Consider the following 16,492-nt stretch of genomic DNA (forward strand, 5'->3'; position numbering starts at 1 on the left):
TTTGCATTCAGCGCCTGCCCTTCACACAGCCGTCCTCGTCGAACGCCACTTGCTGGCCGGCTCCTTTCTTCGCCTTGTAGTGGTACCGGACCTGGCCATTGGTGCCGCTAATGCGGTCCGGCTTGCCCAGTGCGCTTTCGACGTCGGCGCGGGTCATGCCTTTGCGGATCTGCTTGCGAATGATCGCCTTGCGCCGTTCCTGCGGCGAAATCAGGTTGCCGCACACTTCTTCTCGTTCACCTACAACTACTATTTCCGTGGAGCGTTCGGGGCTTTCCCATTTCTGACTCGGAAAGTACTGGCCGCCGATTTCCTCCGGTATCGGCTCGCTGCTCAGCAGGTTCGGCGTGCCGGTGCGTTGATGCTTGACCTGGCTGTCCGGCGGGCAGCCATGCTGGTTGAAGCTGACGTTGCCTTCGGAGTCGTTGCAGCGGAAGACGAATGCCGCATTCAGCGGGGTTTGCGGCCAGCAGGGCAGGGTGATGAGCGCGAGGATCGAGAGTCGTTTCATGGTGCCTTCTCCTTGGCATGGGCTCTCGAGCGTATCCGGTGAATTTCTTTGCGTGGGCGTGTCCTACAGGGGGTTGCTTTCGTCGCACCAGGGTGAAGGCAATCCCAGCAATGCGATGCAAGCGATTGTTCTTTCCACGATTTTGTAACGCGTGAGCCGAATGGCGGTGTTATCATTGCGCGGTCAGCCCCGCCGGGGCATTCGGACAACCATCATGGACTTACCCAGTAGTTACTCAGAATCCCGATTGCACAATCGCGAAATGACTGTCTGACCCCATTTCGGCGCGCCCCGCCGCTGGGGGTGGAGCGCGCTATATGACTGAAGTAGAAGCCAAAAAGCCGCAAGAGAGCCTGCAGGACCGCCTGGCCCAGGTTATCGATCTGCTGCATCGCCACAAGCTGGTAGAAGACCTGACCCATCGTCAGGAAGGCCAGCATCGCGACCTCGTTGAAAACCTCGTCCACCGACAGAACCTTGCCGAGCTTCAGCGCAAGCTGGACGAGCTGCACCCTGCCGACATCGCCCACATCCTTGAAGCCCTGCCGCTGAATGACCGTTTGACGGTCTGGCAGCTGGTCAAGGCGGAGCGTGACGGCGACATCCTCCTCGAGGTATCCGACGCCGTTCGAGAGTCGCTGATCGCCGACATGGACGATCACGAGCTGCTCGCTGCGGCCAAGGAAATGGACGCCGACGAGCTGGCCGATCTTGCGCCTGAGTTGCCGCGAGATGTGATCCACGAGCTGATGGAGTCCCTCGATGCGCAGCAGCGTGAGCGCGTTCGCTCCGTGCTGTCTTATGAGGAAGACCAGGTCGGTGCGCTGATGGACTTCGAGATGGTCACCATCCGTGATGACGTGGCCCTGGAAGTCGTGTTGCGCTACCTGCGCCGCCTCAAAGAACTGCCCGGCCACACCGACAAGCTTTTCGTGGTGGATTACGACGGCATCCTCAAGGGCGTCCTGCCCATCAAGCGTCTGCTGGTGAACGACCCGGACAAGGAGGTGGCCGAAGTAATGGCCACCGACCCGGTAAGCTTCCATCCGGATGAAGATGCCTACGATGCCGCCCAGGCGTTCGAGCGCTACGACCTGGTGTCGGCCCCGGTGGTGGACAAGAACGGCAAGCTGATCGGCCGTCTGACGATCGACGAGATGGTCGACCTGATTCGTGAGGAAAGCGAGAACGAAGTCCTCAACATGGCCGGTCTGCGCGAAGAGGAAGACATCTTCGCCTCGGTCTGGAAATCGGTGGGCAACCGCTGGGCCTGGCTGGCGGTCAACCTGGTCACCGCCTTCATCGCCTCCCGTGTCATCGGCCTGTTCGAAGGTTCCATCGAGAAGCTGGTGGCCCTTGCCGCGCTGATGCCCATCGTCGCCGGTATTGGCGGCAACTCCGGCAATCAGACCATCACCATGATCGTCCGCGCCATGGCACTCGACCAGGTCGGGACGGGCAACACCTCGCGCCTGCTACGCAAGGAGCTGGGCGTGGCGCTCATTAACGGCCTGATCTGGGGCGGGGTGATTGGCCTGGTGGCCTACTCCCTGTACGGCAGTTGGTCATTGGGCGCGGTGATGACGGGCGCTATGACGCTGAACCTGTTGCTCGCGGCCCTGATGGGCGTGCTGATTCCCATGACCCTGACGCGCATGGGGCGTGACCCGGCCATGGGCTCCAGCGTGATGATCACGGCCATGACCGACAGTGGTGGCTTCTTCATCTTCCTCGGGCTTGCCACCCTGTTCCTGCTCTGACCAGGGCACAAACGAAGAAGCCGCCTTCAAGGGCGGCTTCTTCGTTTCTGCGGCAGCAGGCAGGCAGCCGCTTCTCCGAACTTCGAATCGGAGGCATGAAAAAACCGGCAATTGCCGGCTTCTTCAATGAATGCGAGGCAGTCTCACGACTCCTCGGCAGCCAGTTCCGCATCGTGAGCGATCAGCGCAACCAGTGCGTTTTGCTGACGCCGGGAGAGTTGACGGAAACGTTGCAGCAGCTCGCGTTCGTGCAGGCTCAGCTCTGGGCTGTCCAGGCGCATGGAAACGCCTTCGTCCAGCGCGCCTTCCTGGAGCATGCTCTGCTCAAGGCGGGCGATTATCTCGGAGTTCATGCTGCGATGGTGGTTGCGGGCCACGACAGCAATGCGCTCTCGCATACCCTCGGGGAGACGAACGACGAATTTGTCAGCCGTGCGACTGGAATAGATAGCCTGTTTCATAGGGCGCATACATTCAACCGGTTAGTTCAGGAAAGCGATGCTGGCAATGAGCCGCAAGATTGTCACCGGTTTGACTGTTCTTGGCAGCAATTGTTCAGCCAGTTTCGCGATTCGAATCGGTATGACCCTAAGGTCAGCAAAACGTTTCCTTGACGTCAAATTGGTGTCAGATTGTGATCGTTATAGCGGCTTTTGGCCAGCACCAATTGTCCGAATTGCGAGTGGATGAACACTTTCCAGACAATTCCCAGATGCCGCTTCCACCGCTCTAAATCCCGCATTGAGCACAATCCGACAGCCGCATTGCCCCTCGAAGCCCCATTCAAGGTCCATGAAGGCATCATGATGCTGTCTGGCCATCACTCTAAAGGGTAGCTGCAGTTGTCAGACCACGCCCTTCGCAAAAGAATCCTTTGCGCTGTCATAAAAGCGGTTCAAAATTTTTGAACCAGTACACACGACGCTCCGTCGTAACCATCGTTCGCAACCCATTCCCACCAGGTGCATTCATGACAGGCAGGCTCATCTACCTCATCGGCCCGTCCGGTTCCGGCAAGGACAGCCTCCTGGATGCCGTGCGAGAGCGCTTGGGCGGGCAGGGCTGCCGTGTTGCGCGCCGGGTCATCACCCGTTCTGCAGAGGCCAAGGGGGAGCTGGCGGAAGCCGTCAGCCCCGAAGTGTTCGCCGAACGCGAGGCCCGTGGCGACTTCGCCATGAGCTGGTACGCCAATGGTCTCTCCTATGGCATTCCCCGAGTGATCGACGATTGGCTCGCTGCGGGCGACGACGTGCTGGTAAACGGCTCCCGTGGCTACCTGCCGGAAGCGCGTCGACGTTATCCACACCTGCTTGCAGTGCTACTGACGGTGGAGGATGGCGTCCTGCGCACACGCCTGCATGCCCGTGGTCGTGAGTCGGCGGAAGAGATCGAAGCCCGCCTGGCGCGCAACGCCGGGTTTGCCGACACCCTGCTGGCTGGCGAGAACGCCGACCTCTGTCTGCTGGACAATTCCGGCTCCCTCACCGAGACCTGCCAGCGCCTGCTGCAGCTCATCGAAGATCACCGGCCCCTGGCCTGGCCCGATTCAGCGTGATACTCAATCCAGCGGCAGCTCCGTGGTGCGCTTGACCTCGCTCATGGCGATGTTCGAGTGCGCCTCCAGCACGTGCGGTCGTTGCAGCAGTTGGTCCCGCAGAAATCGCTCATAGCTGGCGATGTCCTTGGCCACCACCTTCAACAGGTAGTCCGAGCCGCCGGCCATGGTGTAGCACTCCAGCACTTCCGGATAGCCGACGATGGCCTCCTCGAACTCGGTGAGGTTGTTGCGGCCGTGGGCGGACAGCTTGATGTTGACGAACACCGTGATGGAGAAGCCCAGCAGCTTCGGATTGAGCAGGGCTACCTTGCGTTCGATCAGCCCTTCCTCCTGCATGCGATGAATCCGCCGCCAGCACGGTGACTGCGACAGCTCCACCCTTTCGGCCACTTCAGCGGCGGAGAGGTCGGCATCGTGTTGCAGCAGGCGCAAAATCTTGCGGTCGATGGGGCTCAGAGAGTTCTGCATGAGTCAGTCCGAAATTTTGTTTTTGTTGGAAGGATCATGCGCAAGTCTGGCGTTGGAACCCGAAAATAGAAAGAAAAAATCAGCACTGTCCGGTCATAGTCTTGGCACGCGTCCGAGGCAGCGATCCTGCTTCGGGCTGAACACAAGATGGCACCCACCGTTGCCATCAAGGTCGCCATAAAAATAAAAGGAGCGCCTGCATGTCTCTGGCCGAGATCCGCCTGGATGACAAATACCGCCTCGAAACCGGTCACCTCTACCTCACTGGCACCCAAGCACTCACCCGCTTGCCGATGCTGCAGAAGCAACGCGACAAGGCCCACGGCCTGAACACCGCCTGCTTCATCTCCGGCTACCGCGGTTCGCCGCTGGGCAACCTCGACAAGAGCCTCTGGGAAGCCAAGTCCTTCCTCAAGGAAAACCACGTCCACTTCCAGCCCGGCGTCAACGAAGAGTTGGCCGCCACCGCCTGCTGGGGTAGCCAGCAGACCAGCCTGTTCCCCGGTGCTCGCTACGACGGCGTGTTTTCCATGTGGTACGGCAAGGGTCCAGGTGTGGATCGCTGCGGCGACGTCTTCAAGCACGGCAACTCCGCAGGCGTCTCGCCTCATGGCGGCGTCCTGCTGCTGGCCGGTGACGACCACGGTTGCAAATCCTCCAGCATCGCCAACCAGAGCGAGCACGCCTTCATCGGTGCTTCCATTCCCGTGCTGAACCCGTCCAACGTCCAGGAAATCCTCGACTACGGGATCATCGGCTGGGAGCTGTCGCGCTACAGCGGCTGCTGGGTGGCGCTCAAGACCATCGCCGAGAACGTCGACTCCTCCGCGGTAGTGGAAGTGGACCCGCTGCGCGTGGATGTGCAGATTCCGCAAGACTTCGTCCTGCCGGAAGATGGCGTGCACATCCGCTGGCCGGACCCGCCCCTGGCGCAGGAAAAGCGCCTGAACATGTACAAGATCTACGCCGCCCGCGCCTTCGCGCGCGCCAACAACCTCAACCAGGTGATGCTGGATTCGCCCAGTCCGCGCCTCGGCATCATCACCACCGGCAAGTCCTACCTCGACGTGCGCCAGGCCCTGAATGACCTGGGCCTGGACGAAGAGCTGTGCGCCAAGGTCGGACTGCGAGTGCTCAAGGTCGGCATGAGCTGGCCGCTGGAACCCGTCTCCGTCCACGAATTCGCTGAAGGCCTGGATGAAATCCTGGTGGTGGAAGAGAAACGCAGCGTCATCGAGGACCAGGTCACCGGCCAACTCTACAACTGGCCCGTGGACAAGCGCCCGCGCGTCGTGGGCGAGTTCGACGAAGACGGCGTCTCGCTGCTGCCCAACCTCAGCGAACTGACGCCGGCAATGATCGCCCGCGTCATCGCCAAGCGCCTGGCCCCGATCTACTCCAGCGAGCAGATCGAATCCCGCCTGGCCTTCCTCGCCGCCAAGGAAAAAGCCCTGGCCGCGCCCAAGCACACGACAACCCGCACGCCGCATTTCTGCTCCGGCTGCCCGCACAACAGCTCCACCAAACTGCCCGAGGGCAGCCGCGCCCAGGGCGGTATCGGCTGCCACTACATGACCCAGTGGATGGACCGCAACACCGACACCTACACCCAGATGGGCGGGGAGGGCGCCACCTGGATCGGTCAGGCCCCCTTCACCGATACACCGCACATCTTCCAGAACCTGGGTGACGGCACCTACTTCCACTCCGGCCAACTGGCCCTGCGCGCGGCCGTCGCGGCCGGGGTCAACATCACCTACAAGATCCTCTACAACGACGCCGTGGCCATGACCGGCGGCCAGCCCATCGACGGCGAGCTGCGCGTCGACCAGCTCAGCCAGCAGGTCTTCGCCGAAGGGGTGAAACGCATCGCCCTGGTCACCGACGAGCCGGAGAAGTACCCGACTCGCGATACCTTCGCGCCCATCGTCACCTTCCACCATCGCCGCGAACTGGATGCCGTGCAGCGCGAGCTGCGCGAGTTCAAGGGCGTGTCGGTGCTGATCTACGACCAGACCTGCGCCACTGAAAAGCGTCGCCGCCGCAAGCGCGGCAAGCTGGTGGATCCGGCCAAGCGCGCGTTCATCAACCCGGCCGTGTGTGAGGGCTGCGGCGACTGCAGCGTCAAATCCAACTGCCTGTCCGTGCTGCCGCTGGAAACCGAACTGGGCCGCAAGCGCCAGATCGACCAGAACGCCTGCAACAAGGACTTCTCCTGCGTCGAAGGCTTCTGCCCGAGCTTCGTCACCGTGCATGGCGGCAGCCTGCGCAAACCCGAAGCCGCCGGTGCCAAGGCGCTCTTCGTGGCGCTGCCGGAGCCGCGCCAGCCGAGCCTGGAGCGTCCCTGGAACATCCTCCTGCCGGGCGTTGGCGGCAGTGGCGTGACCACCGTCGGCGCGCTGCTCGGCATGGCTGCGCACATCGAAGGCAAGGGCTGCACCGTACTCGACCAGGCCGGCCTAGCGCAGAAGTTCGGCCCGGTGATCACCCACATCCGCATCGCCGCCAAGCAGGACGACATCTACGCCGTGCGCATCGCCGCCGGTGAGACCGACCTGCTGCTGGGCTGCGACCTGGTAGTGGCCGCCAGCGAGGAAGCCTTGGCCAAGCTCAACGACCGCATCGCCCACGCAGTGGTCAACAGCCATGAAGCCGCGACCGCCGAGTTCACCCGCAATCCCGATGCCCAGGTGCCCGGCCAGGCCATGCGCGATGCGCTGGCAGAAGCGGTCGGCAGCGCCAAGACCCACTTCGTCGACGCTACCCGCCTGGCCACCCGCCTGCTGGGCGACAGCATCGCCACCAACCTGTTCATGCTGGGCTTCGCTTACCAGCGCGGTCTGGTGCCGATCTCCGCCGAAGCCATCGACAAGGCCATCGAGCTCAACGGCGTGTCCGTCGCTCTCAACCAGCAAGCGTTCCTCTGGGGCCGCCGCGCCGCCCACGACCTCGTGGCGGTGGAAAAGCTGGCCAAACCGGCGGAAGTGGAAGCACCGCGCTGCGAAACCCTGGAAGAAATCATCCAGCACCGCGCCGATCACCTGCGTGCTTACCAGAACGCCGACTACGCCGAGCGCTACCGCGCCCTGGTGGAGCGCGTGCGTCAGGCCGACAGCAGCGAAGACAAGGCCCTTAGCCGCGCCGTTGCCCGCTACTACGCCAAGCTGTTGGCCTACAAGGACGAATACGAAGTGGCGCGCCTATACAGCGCCGAGGCCTTCCGCAAGCAGCTCGAAGCCCAGTTCGAGGGTGACTTCCATCTGGAGTTCTATCTGGCGCCATCGTGGCTGGCCAAGCCCGACCCGGTCACCGGCGAACCGCGCAAGCGCCGCTTCGGCCCCTGGATGCTCAAGGCGTTCGGCGTGCTGGCGCGCTTCAAGTTCCTGCGTGGCACCGCCTTCGATCCCTTCGGCCATAGCGAGGAGCGCAAGGTCGAGCGTGAGCTGATCGCCGGGTACGAAGCCACGGTCGACCTGCTCATCAAGGAACTCAAGGCAAGCAACTACTCCACTGCCGTCGCTCTCGCCGAACTGCCTGAGCAGATTCGTGGCTACGGCCCGGTGAAGGAGCGCGCCCTGGCGAAGGTCCGCGAGCAGGAGAAGCAGCTCCGCGCCCGCCTCACCGCCAGCGACATCCAGGTGCTGCACCTGTTCGACCCGGCTGCCTGAGTCCAAACCCCTTCAGCCCTTCTCCTTTCCTTCGGGAAAGGGGAGGGCGCTCTTCGACTTGAAACACGCCAACACCGATTCGAGGTACATCCATGTCCGTCTTCACCCACGTCGAGTTCGATCATCACGAGCAGGTGGTTTTCGGCCACGACAAGACCACCGGCCTCAAGGCCATCATCGCCGTCCACAACAGCAACCTCGGCCCGGCCCTCGGCGGCTGCCGCATGTGGCCCTACCTGAACGACGAGCAGGCCCTGCGCGACGTGCTGCGCCTGTCCCGTGGCATGACCTACAAATCCGCCCTGGCCAACCTGCCGCTGGGCGGCGGCAAGGCCGTGATCATCGGCGACCCGCACCGCGACAAGAGCGAAGCGCTGTTCCAGGCCATGGGCGATTTCGTCGACAGCCTGGGTGGCCGCTACATCACCGCCGCCGACTCCGGCACCGGTGTCACCGAGATGCGCATCATGGCCGAGCGCAGTCGCCACGTGGCCGGCGCCGGCACCCGCGAAGCCCTGGGCGGCGGCGTGCGTGACGGCAACCCGTCGCCGTCCACCGCCTACGGCACCTTCGTCGGCATCCGCGTGGCGGCCAAGCATCGCCTCGGCCGTGACGACCTGACCGGCCTGCGCGTGGCCATCCAGGGCGTCGGCCAGGTGGGCTTCAGCCTCGCGCAGTACCTCAAGGACGCGGGCGCTCAGCTTTGGGTCTGCGACATCCACGAAGCCAACGCCCGCAAGGCCGCCGAGCAACTGGGCGCCCAGGTGGTGGGGCAGAACGAAATCTACGGCCTCGATGTGGACGTCTTCGCGCCCTGCGCCATGGGCGGCATCATCAACCCGCAGACGCTGGAAGCCCTGCGCGCGCCCATCATCGCCGGCGCCGCCAACAACCAGCTGGCCGACGCGGGCCTGGCTGAGGAGCTGCGTCGTCGCGGCACCCTCTACGCACCGGACTACGCCATCAATGCCGGCGGCATCATCGACGTCTGGTACGAGCGCAGCAACGGCAGCGAGGCCGAACTGCGCAAGCACGTGGAAGGCATTGGCGAGACCCTGCAGGAAATCTTCGTTCGCGCCGACAGCGAAGGCCGCACCACCACCGCCGTGGCGGACCGCCTGGCCGAAGAGCGCTTCGGCCGCTGAGGTGAATGTCTTGCGGGACCCTGGTCCCGCGAGGCATGACAAAACGCGCGGACGTCGCTAACATGCCGCCCGTCCTCCAGACCTTGCCAGCAATTGGCAAGCCCCGCGTCCCAGTAGCTCAATTGGATAGAGCATCCCCCTCCTAAGGGGAAGGTTGGTGGTTCGAACCCACTCTGGGACGCCATATTTTTCGCGCCTTCCAGTTAAATTACCCGCCAGCGGCTTCAGCTCTTAACAGCAGCGTACCAACGCGAACCTACGCAATCTGTTCGCCATCAATCCTGACGGACGCTTTACCAGTGTGGTCGTAGCGTATGTTGATGGTGATGTACCTGCCCGGACTCAGTGGTTAGTTCTATCACCATCCTGGTCGGAGGCGCTGCGAAGTCGTCACTGTAGAGAGTGTGGATGGCGTTCTTGCATGACTCGCCTTTCGCGTGAAGAAACGGAAACCCGAGCAATCCCCGGGTTTCCGGATGAATCAGCTGGTAGTGGCCGGTGTGGTAGCCCATTGACCAGGCTACGACCGGATTTGCGCTGTTTCCTTGCCGCCTTCCAGATGCTTTCGTGTGCAAGGCGAAGGTCTTGCGAAAGCGGAAATGCATCTAGACGAAACGCTCAGCGAGCCGAGTTGCAATCGCTACTCTTCACTGCGGTAACTGCCCGCAGGATCGCCTCACTCGTTGCGGGTGCATCCAATGGTGGGTTCTTCTTGTATTCAGCCACACTGGCGATGGCATCCCGCAAGGCGAAGAACACCGAGAACGACAGCAACAGCGGCGGCTCACCCACCGCCTTGGAGCGATGTACGGTGTCCTCGACGTTGCGGTTGTCGAACAGACTGACGCGGAAGTCGTCGGGACAGTCGTTAACCGCTGGGATCTTGTAGGTCGAGGGCGCGTGGGTCATCAGCTTGCCGGCCGGGTTCCACCAGAGCTCCTCCATGGTCAGCCAGCCCATGCCTTGGATGAAGGCACCCTCCACCTGGCCGATGTCGATAGCCGGGTTGATCGAGTTGCCGGCATCCTGCAGCAGGTCGACGCGCAGCAACTTCCACTCACCCGTCAGGGTGTCGACCAGCACTTCGGAAACCGCCGCGCCATAGGCGAAGTAGTAGAACGGCCGGCCATGCAGCGTCTCGCGATTCCAGTGCAATTTGGGCGTGGCGTAGAAACCGTCCGACCAGAGCTGGACCCGGTTCTCGTAGCCGAGCCTGACCAATTCGGAGAATGCCAACTGATGGCCGTTGGCGCTGACCAGGTCATTGGCGAATAGCACGTCGTCCAGGCTGCCGCCGAATCGGTCCACAGCCAGCTGCGCCAGCCGTTTGCGGATCTGCCGTGCCGCATCCTGGGCTGCCTTGCCGTTCAGGTCGCTGCCGCTGGAGGCGGCGGTGGCCGAGGTGTTGGGCACCTTGCTGGTGTCGGTGGCGGTGGCCCGGACGTTGCTCAGGCCGATGCCCAACTCGCTGGCGACGATCTGCGCGACCTTGGTATTCAGCCCTTGCCCCATCTCCGTGCCGCCGTGGTTCACCAGCACCGAGCCATCGGTATACAGGTGCACCAGGGCGCCGGCCTGGTTGTAGTGCACGACGTTGAAGGAGATGCCGAATTTCAGCGGAGTTAGCGCCAACCCCTTCTTCAGCACCGGGCTGTCCCGATTGAAGGTCTGGATAGCGAGACGCCGGGCGCGGTAGTCGCTGGTCTGTTCCAGTTCGCCAACCAGCTCGTGGAGGACGTTATCCTCCACCGTCATGCCATAGGGCGTGGTGTTGCGTTCGAGCTTGCCGTAGAAGTTACGCTTGCGTACGTCCAGGGCATCCAGACCGAGGTCGCGGGCGATGGTGTCGAGTATGTACTCGATGGCAATGGCACCTTGGGGGCCTCCAAAACCACGAAAGGCAGTGTTCGATTGGGTGTTGGTCTTCCCCGCCATGGAGCGGATATCGACATCGCTGAGGTAGTACGCATTGTCGAAATGGCACAAGGCGCGGGTCGCCACCGGGCCGGACAGGTCGGTGGAAAAGCCGGCTCGCGAGACCATTTCGATGGCTACCCCGCGAATCATCCCGTCCTCATCGAAGCCGACCTGGTATGCATAATGGAAGCAGTGGCGCTTGCCGGTGATCATCATGTCGTCGTCGCGGTCGAGGCGCAGCTTCACCGGACGTTTGAGGTGACTGGCCGCCACCGCCGCCACGCAGGCAAACAAACCAGATTGCGATTCCTTACCGCCGAAGGCGCCCCCCATCCGGCGCACCTCCACCTTTACCTGGTGGTTGCGCAGACCCAGGGCGTGGGCGACCAGGTTCTGCATTTCCGTAGGGTGCTGGGTCGAGCACCAGACGTGCATACAGTGATCCTCTTTGGGCACCGCATAGGAAATCTGCCCTTCCAGGTAGAACTGTTCCTGGCCGCCGATGAAGAACTCGCCGCGCAGGGTTCTGGGCGCCGAGCCCATGGCCTGCTCGGCTTCGCCCCGGCGTAAGTGCAGCGGAGGCAGCACGAAGGATTGCAGGCGCTTGGCTTCCTGTGGAGTAAGCACCGCCGGCAGCTCCTCGTACTCGACCTTGGCCCGCCGCGCTGCTCGCCGTGCTGCCAGGGCACTTTCGGCGACCACCACGAATAGGGGCTGGCCGATGTACTGCACGATACCGTCAGCGAGTATCGGATCGTCATGCACGATTGGCCCGCAGTCATTGCGCCCGGGAATATCCGCTGCCGTCAGGACGGCGACCACACCGGGGCTGGTGCGCACCGCACTAAAGTCCAGCGAGAGAAGGCGCGCATGGGCCTTCTCGCTCATGCCCAGGGCGGCATGTAGGGTGCCCTGCAACTCCGGGATGTCATCGATGTACGTCGCCTCGCCGGAAACGTGCAGGTGGGCGGACTCGTGGGCCAGCGGTTTGCCCGCTTCGCCATGCCGCGGATGTGTCGCCGGTAGCTCGATTGGTTGGTTCATGGTCACTCCCCGGTCATCGCGAATACGCTGACGCACTGCGCTGCCAATGGCTGCTGCAGGCGGGTTTCAAGGTAGAAGCGGTGTAACAGATTGCGCGCCGATTGCAGGCGGTAGCTGGCGCTGGCACGCATATCGTCGAGCGGCGCGTAGTCCTCCGCCAGGGCGGACATTGCCCTCTGCAGACTGTCCTCCGTCCAGACTTGCCCCAGTAGCGTGCGTTCGCAGTGGCTGGCGCGCTTGACGGTGGCAGCCATGCCGCCGAAGGCCAGCCGGCAATCGACGACGCGCTCCTGGTCCAGGCGGATCGCAAGTCCGGCACAGACCGCGGAGATATCCGAGTCGTAGCGTTTGGACAGCTTGTAGCAGCGAAACTGCCAGGCGGGCTGGGGCAATGGAATGTCCAGCGCCTCGACTATCTCGTCGGCCTGCAGGTCTTTCTGCATGTAGCCCAGGTACAGGTCTTCCAGCGCCAGCTCGCGGCTACCTCTCTGGCTGCGCAGGATCACCCGCGCGCCAAGTGCGATCAGCGCCGGCATCGAGTCGCCGATCGGCGAACCGTTGGCGATGTTGCCGCCGAGGGTGCCGGCGTTACGAATCGGTGGCGAGGCGAAGCGTTGCCAAAGCTCGTGCAGTTGCGGGTAGTACTCCACGAGGGCGGAGAAGCCGTCGGTCAGCGGCACGCCAGCGCCGATGCGCAGGCTCGAGCCATTGTTGTCGATCTGCCTCAGCTCGGGCACCTCACCGAGAAAGAGGATGTCGCCCAAATCGCGAAACTGCTTGTTGACCCACAGGCCGATGTCGGTGCATCCGGCCAGCAGCAGTGCGCGCGGATGCTCGGCACGCAGGCGGACCAGCTCGGCCAGGCTGCGCGGGGCGAAGAAACGCTGTTGCCCATGCTGGTAGAGCAGCGATTCTTCACGCTGCAGACTGCGTAGCCGGGAGCTGAACGCTGCGCAATCGAAGGGCACCGCTGGCAGCTCGAACATTCGCTCGCCGGCATCCAGGATCGGCCGGTACCCCGTGCAACGGCACAGGTTGCCGGACAGCGCACTGCGTATCGCATTGCGATCGGGCCTGTCTCCCTCGCGCTGGTGCTCCAGGTACAGGCTCCACAGAGACATGACGAAGCCCGGCGTGCAGAAACCGCACTGCGAGCCGTGGGTATCGACCAGGGCCTGTTGCACCGGGTGCAGTTCACCACTGGCCTGGCGCAGATGCTCCACGGTGAACACCGCCTTGCCGTCCAATGCCGGCAGGAACTGGATGCAGGCATTTACCGTGCGCATCTGCAACTGTCCGTCGTGCAACTCACCGACCACCACCGTGCAAGCGCCGCAATCGCCCTCGGCGCAGCCTTCCTTGGTGCCGGTCTTGCGGCAGTCCTCGCGCAAGTGATTGAGCAGGCTGCGAGTGGTTTCGGCCTCTTCCAGGGTCTGGAGCTGGCCATCGAGCAGGAACTGGATGACGCCTTGCCGAGGCGCGGCGCAGCTTTCGTTCGGATTCATTGAATATTCCTCGATCAGGAAACCCTTCCACTCCGGCGTTCAGCGCCGGGTGGAAGTGGGGAGTGCGTTCAGGCGTCGGCCGTGCGGGTCAGCTCGTTGATGGCCACACCGGCCTGATCCAGCCAGGCCTGGCGACGGGCAAACAGCTGCGGCACCGCCTGGTTCACCTCTGTGATCAGGAAGTCGAGATCCGCAGTCCTGAGCTGGCCGTTCTCTACCAGCACGCGGCCGGAGACCATCGTCAGGTCGACATCGCCGCCCTGGGCGGCATGCACCAGGTTGTGGTGCATATTGGCCAACGGGCCACTGGCCAGAAGTGGCGTCATCCGTGGCGTATCGACGCGCACGGCGATAAGGTCGGCGGCCTTGCCGACTTCCAGCGAGCCGATCTGCTGGTCCAGTCCCAATGCGCGCGCACCACCGATGGTCGCCATGCGACACACCGACCAGGCATCAAGGGCTGCGGCATCCAGGCCGGCGAATTTGGCCAGCAACGAGGACACCTTCATTTCCTCGAACATGTCCAGGTTGTTGTTCTCTTTCTCGCCGTCTGTGCCAAGACCAACCGACACGCCTGCCGCCAGCATTTTCTCGATTGGCGCGGCGCCGGAGGCCAGCTTCATGTTGCTCACCGGGTTGTGTGCCACGCCGACATTGCGTCGGGCCAGCAGGGCGATCTCCTCGTCGTCCACCCACACGCAGTGGGCCAACAGCACCTTGCGCGCATCGAGCAGGCCAAATTTTTCCAGTGCCTGCACCGGCCGGATGCCATGGCGACGCAGGGTTTCCTCAACATCGAAGCGGCTTTCGTTGCTGTGGGTGTGGAAGCCGACATCGTGGGTGCGGCACATCTCACCGATCCGTTTCCAGGCTTCGGGAACGGCATAGAACAGATGCTCCAGACCAACCCAGACGCTGATCCGGCCGTTGGCCGCCTGGTGCCACTTGCGAATCAGTGCTTCGTTGCTGGCCAGGGTTTCAAAGTAATCGTGGTCAGGGTGCTCGGCCACGTAAGGCACCAGCACCGCGCGGATACCTAGCTCGCTGGCTGCCTCGGCGCTGCCGTCCATGTAGCGCCACATGTCGACTACCGTGGTGGTGCCGGAGAGCAGCGCTTCGGCATAGCACAGCCAGGACGACAATCTTGCCTCCTGTGGGGTCAGCACGCGGTGCATGGGATCGATGAATTGCTGCAACCAGTCCCATACGGGCAGGCCCTCGGCGGTGCCCCGCAGCATGCCGGAATGGCAATGGGTGTTGACCAGGCCGGGCATCAGCAGGCGGTCGGTGAGGCGCCGCACCTTTACCTGCGGGTACTGCTGCAGCAGGTTGCGCGCCGGCCCGACCGCCGCGATGCGGCTGCCCTCTACCAACACCGCACCATCGTTGATCACACGGTTATCGGCATCCATGGTGAGGACGTGGTCAGCCCACAGAAGTTCTCTGTTCATTGTTGTCTACCTTGGTTATTTATCAGGATTCGATGCGTTCAGGCATCGTTGAGAGCGGCACTGCGTTCGGCCTGTTCGGCAGCCTGGCTGGCGATACCCAAGCCGTTGAACAGCAGGTTGAGGATCAGCGCACTGCAGACGCTGAGGACGATGCCGCTCTCGGTGAACACCCGGCTCCATTCGGGCAGGTGGTGGAAGTAGGTCGGGGAAACCATGGGGATCATGCCGATGCCGACGCTGGTGGCGACGATCAGCAGGTTGTGTCTGGAGCTTTCGAAATCGACCGTGGAGAGAATCCGCACCCCCATCATCGCGACCATGCCGAACATCACCATTCCCGCCGCACCGAGCACGTATTGCGGCGTGGAAGCGATGACGAAGGCCAGTTTGGGGAAAAGCCCGAGGAAGAGCAGGATCAAGGCACCGGCGATGCAGACGAAGCGGCTTTGCACTCCGGTCATGGTGACCAGGCCGATGTTTTGCGAGAACGAGGTGTAGGGAAAAGCGTTGAACACGCCGCCAATCACTGCGCCCAGGCCGTCCGAGCGCAGGCCGCGCACCAGGCGTTCGCGGGTTGTCGGACGTTCCACGATCTTGCCCAGCGCGAGAAACATCCCGGTGGATTCGACCATCGTCACCAGCATCACCAGGCACATGGAAACGATGGCCAGGGTGTCGAACTTCGGCGCACCGAAAGCGAATGGCTGGATCACCGCGAACCAGGGCTTGTCGGCCATGCCATCCAGAACGATGTCGCCCATCAGGAAGGCCACCGCGAAACCGAATAGCACGCCAAGCAGTACTGCGATATTGGCGATGAAGCCACGCGCATAGCGGTTGATGCCGAGGATTAGCACCAGCTGTACCAGGGAGATGAGCAGGTACACCGGCTTGCCGTATTCGGGGTTGGGTTCGCCATTGGCCAGGGTCGGCTGGCCGCCGGCCGACCACTCGATGCCGACCCGCATCAGGCTGATACCGATCACCAGCAGCACGGTGCCGGTCACCACCGGCGGGAAGAGTCGCAACAGCCGGCCCATGATAGGCGCGAAGAGGATGCCGAAAATCCCGGAGGCGATGATCGCGCCATAGACGCCAGGCAGGCCCAGCGTGGGGTTGAGCGCGATGGCGATCATCGGCGTGATCGAGGCGAAGGTCACGCCCATCATGATCGGCAGACGGATGCCGAAGAACCTATTGCCCAAGCACTGCACCAGGGTGGCGAGGCCGGCGGCGAACAGGTCAGCGTTGATGATCAGCGTCAGTTGGTCTTTCGATAGCTGGAGCGCGGCGCCAAGTATCAGCGGCACGATGATGCAGGCGGAATACATCACCAGCACGTGCTGGAAGCCCAGGACGGCGGTCTGGGCCAGCGGCAGCCGCTGGTCTACGGGGTGCACGGGGTTATCCACTCTGTTCTCCTTAATTTTCTTGTTGAGGCAGAGATTCGGGGTTCAAATAGTGT

At 62.9% G+C, this 16,492-nt stretch carries 11 protein-coding genes and 1 tRNA gene; 5 read left to right on the plus strand and 7 right to left on the minus strand.

Going from position 1 to position 16,492, the window contains the following annotated elements; all coding sequences use genetic code 11:
* Positions 1-7: 7 nt before the first annotated feature.
* The gene (bamE, locus tag E8E91_RS25710) at positions 8-511 is read right to left on the minus strand and encodes an outer membrane protein assembly factor BamE (protein WP_280379760.1); all 504 of its coding nucleotides are present in this window, start codon (positions 509-511) and stop codon (positions 8-10) included.
* Between the two features lie 317 nt (positions 512-828).
* Between bamE and mgtE the strand changes: the two genes are divergently transcribed.
* On the plus strand, positions 829-2,271 hold the full coding sequence (gene mgtE / locus E8E91_RS25715; RefSeq protein ID WP_280372397.1) for a magnesium transporter: 1,443 nt from the start codon (positions 829-831) through the stop codon (positions 2,269-2,271).
* A gap of 143 nt (positions 2,272-2,414) precedes the next feature.
* Here the strand turns inward: mgtE and E8E91_RS25720 are convergent, their stop codons facing one another.
* On the minus strand, positions 2,415-2,741 hold the full coding sequence (locus E8E91_RS25720; RefSeq protein ID WP_151135887.1) for an Arc family DNA-binding protein: 327 nt from the start codon (positions 2,739-2,741) through the stop codon (positions 2,415-2,417).
* Positions 2,742-3,241: 500 nt separating this feature from the next.
* Here E8E91_RS25720 and phnN point away from each other — a divergent pair, with 500 nt between their 5' ends.
* Complete coding sequence (gene phnN, locus E8E91_RS25725; RefSeq protein WP_280379762.1) at positions 3,242-3,826, plus strand: phosphonate metabolism protein/1,5-bisphosphokinase (PRPP-forming) PhnN; 585 nt, start codon at positions 3,242-3,244, stop codon at positions 3,824-3,826.
* Between the two features lie 3 nt (positions 3,827-3,829).
* Here phnN and E8E91_RS25730 read toward each other — a convergent pair whose 3' ends face one another.
* The gene (locus E8E91_RS25730) at positions 3,830-4,297 is read right to left on the minus strand and encodes an Lrp/AsnC family transcriptional regulator (protein WP_280351311.1); all 468 of its coding nucleotides are present in this window, start codon (positions 4,295-4,297) and stop codon (positions 3,830-3,832) included.
* Between the two features lie 200 nt (positions 4,298-4,497).
* Here E8E91_RS25730 and E8E91_RS25735 point away from each other — a divergent pair, with 200 nt between their 5' ends.
* The 3 genes from E8E91_RS25735 (at position 4,498) to E8E91_RS25745 (ending at position 9,294) form a co-directional block, all read left to right on the plus strand.
* Positions 4,498-7,965: an indolepyruvate ferredoxin oxidoreductase family protein gene (locus tag E8E91_RS25735; RefSeq protein ID WP_280379764.1), complete on the plus strand. Its 3,468-nt coding sequence runs from the start codon at positions 4,498-4,500 to the stop codon at positions 7,963-7,965.
* A gap of 92 nt (positions 7,966-8,057) precedes the next feature.
* Positions 8,058-9,110, plus strand: coding sequence for a Glu/Leu/Phe/Val dehydrogenase dimerization domain-containing protein (locus E8E91_RS25740; protein WP_280379766.1), 1,053 nt, complete (start codon positions 8,058-8,060; stop codon positions 9,108-9,110).
* A 107-nt stretch (positions 9,111-9,217) separates the two neighbouring features.
* A tRNA-Arg gene (locus E8E91_RS25745) sits at positions 9,218-9,294 on the plus strand.
* A 434-nt stretch (positions 9,295-9,728) separates the two neighbouring features.
* On the opposite strand, the gene xdhB is transcribed toward E8E91_RS25745, so the two are convergent.
* From xdhB to E8E91_RS25765, 4 genes are all read right to left on the minus strand, one after another.
* Positions 9,729-12,071, minus strand: coding sequence for a xanthine dehydrogenase molybdopterin binding subunit (gene xdhB, locus E8E91_RS25750; RefSeq protein WP_280379768.1), 2,343 nt, complete (start codon positions 12,069-12,071; stop codon positions 9,729-9,731).
* Between the two features lie 2 nt (positions 12,072-12,073).
* Complete coding sequence (gene xdhA / locus E8E91_RS25755) at positions 12,074-13,576, minus strand: xanthine dehydrogenase small subunit (protein ID WP_280379770.1); 1,503 nt, start codon at positions 13,574-13,576, stop codon at positions 12,074-12,076.
* Positions 13,577-13,644: 68 nt separating this feature from the next.
* On the minus strand, positions 13,645-15,027 hold the full coding sequence (locus tag E8E91_RS25760; RefSeq protein ID WP_280379772.1) for an amidohydrolase: 1,383 nt from the start codon (positions 15,025-15,027) through the stop codon (positions 13,645-13,647).
* Between the two features lie 38 nt (positions 15,028-15,065).
* Positions 15,066-16,439 (minus strand): nucleobase:cation symporter-2 family protein, encoded by a 1,374-nt coding sequence (locus E8E91_RS25765; RefSeq protein ID WP_280379774.1) that lies wholly within the window; start codon positions 16,437-16,439, stop codon positions 15,066-15,068.
* Positions 16,440-16,492: the final 53 nt, after the last annotated feature.

The organism is Pseudomonas sp. BN515 (assembly GCF_029873155.1).
In the GTDB taxonomy this organism is placed as follows: Bacteria; Pseudomonadota; Gammaproteobacteria; order Pseudomonadales; family Pseudomonadaceae; genus Metapseudomonas.

What these genes read in the sequence shown, in the direction of transcription:
- E8E91_RS25760 (WP_280379772.1), bottom strand. Translation starts at nt 15,027, where the DNA reads ATGAACAGAGAACTTCTGTGGGCTGACCACGTCCTCACCATGGATGCC.
- E8E91_RS25735 (WP_280379764.1), top strand. Translation starts at nt 4,498, where the DNA reads ATGTCTCTGGCCGAGATCCGCCTGGATGACAAATACCGCCTCGAAACC.
- E8E91_RS25730 (WP_280351311.1), bottom strand. Translation starts at nt 4,297, where the DNA reads ATGCAGAACTCTCTGAGCCCCATCGACCGCAAGATTTTGCGCCTGCTG.
- E8E91_RS25720 (WP_151135887.1), bottom strand. Translation starts at nt 2,741, where the DNA reads ATGCGCCCTATGAAACAGGCTATCTATTCCAGTCGCACGGCTGACAAA.
- E8E91_RS25740 (WP_280379766.1), top strand. Translation starts at nt 8,058, where the DNA reads ATGTCCGTCTTCACCCACGTCGAGTTCGATCATCACGAGCAGGTGGTT.
- xdhA (WP_280379770.1), bottom strand. Translation starts at nt 13,576, where the DNA reads ATGAATCCGAACGAAAGCTGCGCCGCGCCTCGGCAAGGCGTCATCCAG.
- bamE (WP_280379760.1), bottom strand. Translation starts at nt 511, where the DNA reads ATGAAACGACTCTCGATCCTCGCGCTCATCACCCTGCCCTGCTGGCCG.
- mgtE (WP_280372397.1), top strand. Translation starts at nt 829, where the DNA reads ATGACTGAAGTAGAAGCCAAAAAGCCGCAAGAGAGCCTGCAGGACCGC.
- phnN (WP_280379762.1), top strand. Translation starts at nt 3,242, where the DNA reads ATGACAGGCAGGCTCATCTACCTCATCGGCCCGTCCGGTTCCGGCAAG.
- xdhB (WP_280379768.1), bottom strand. Translation starts at nt 12,071, where the DNA reads ATGAACCAACCAATCGAGCTACCGGCGACACATCCGCGGCATGGCGAA.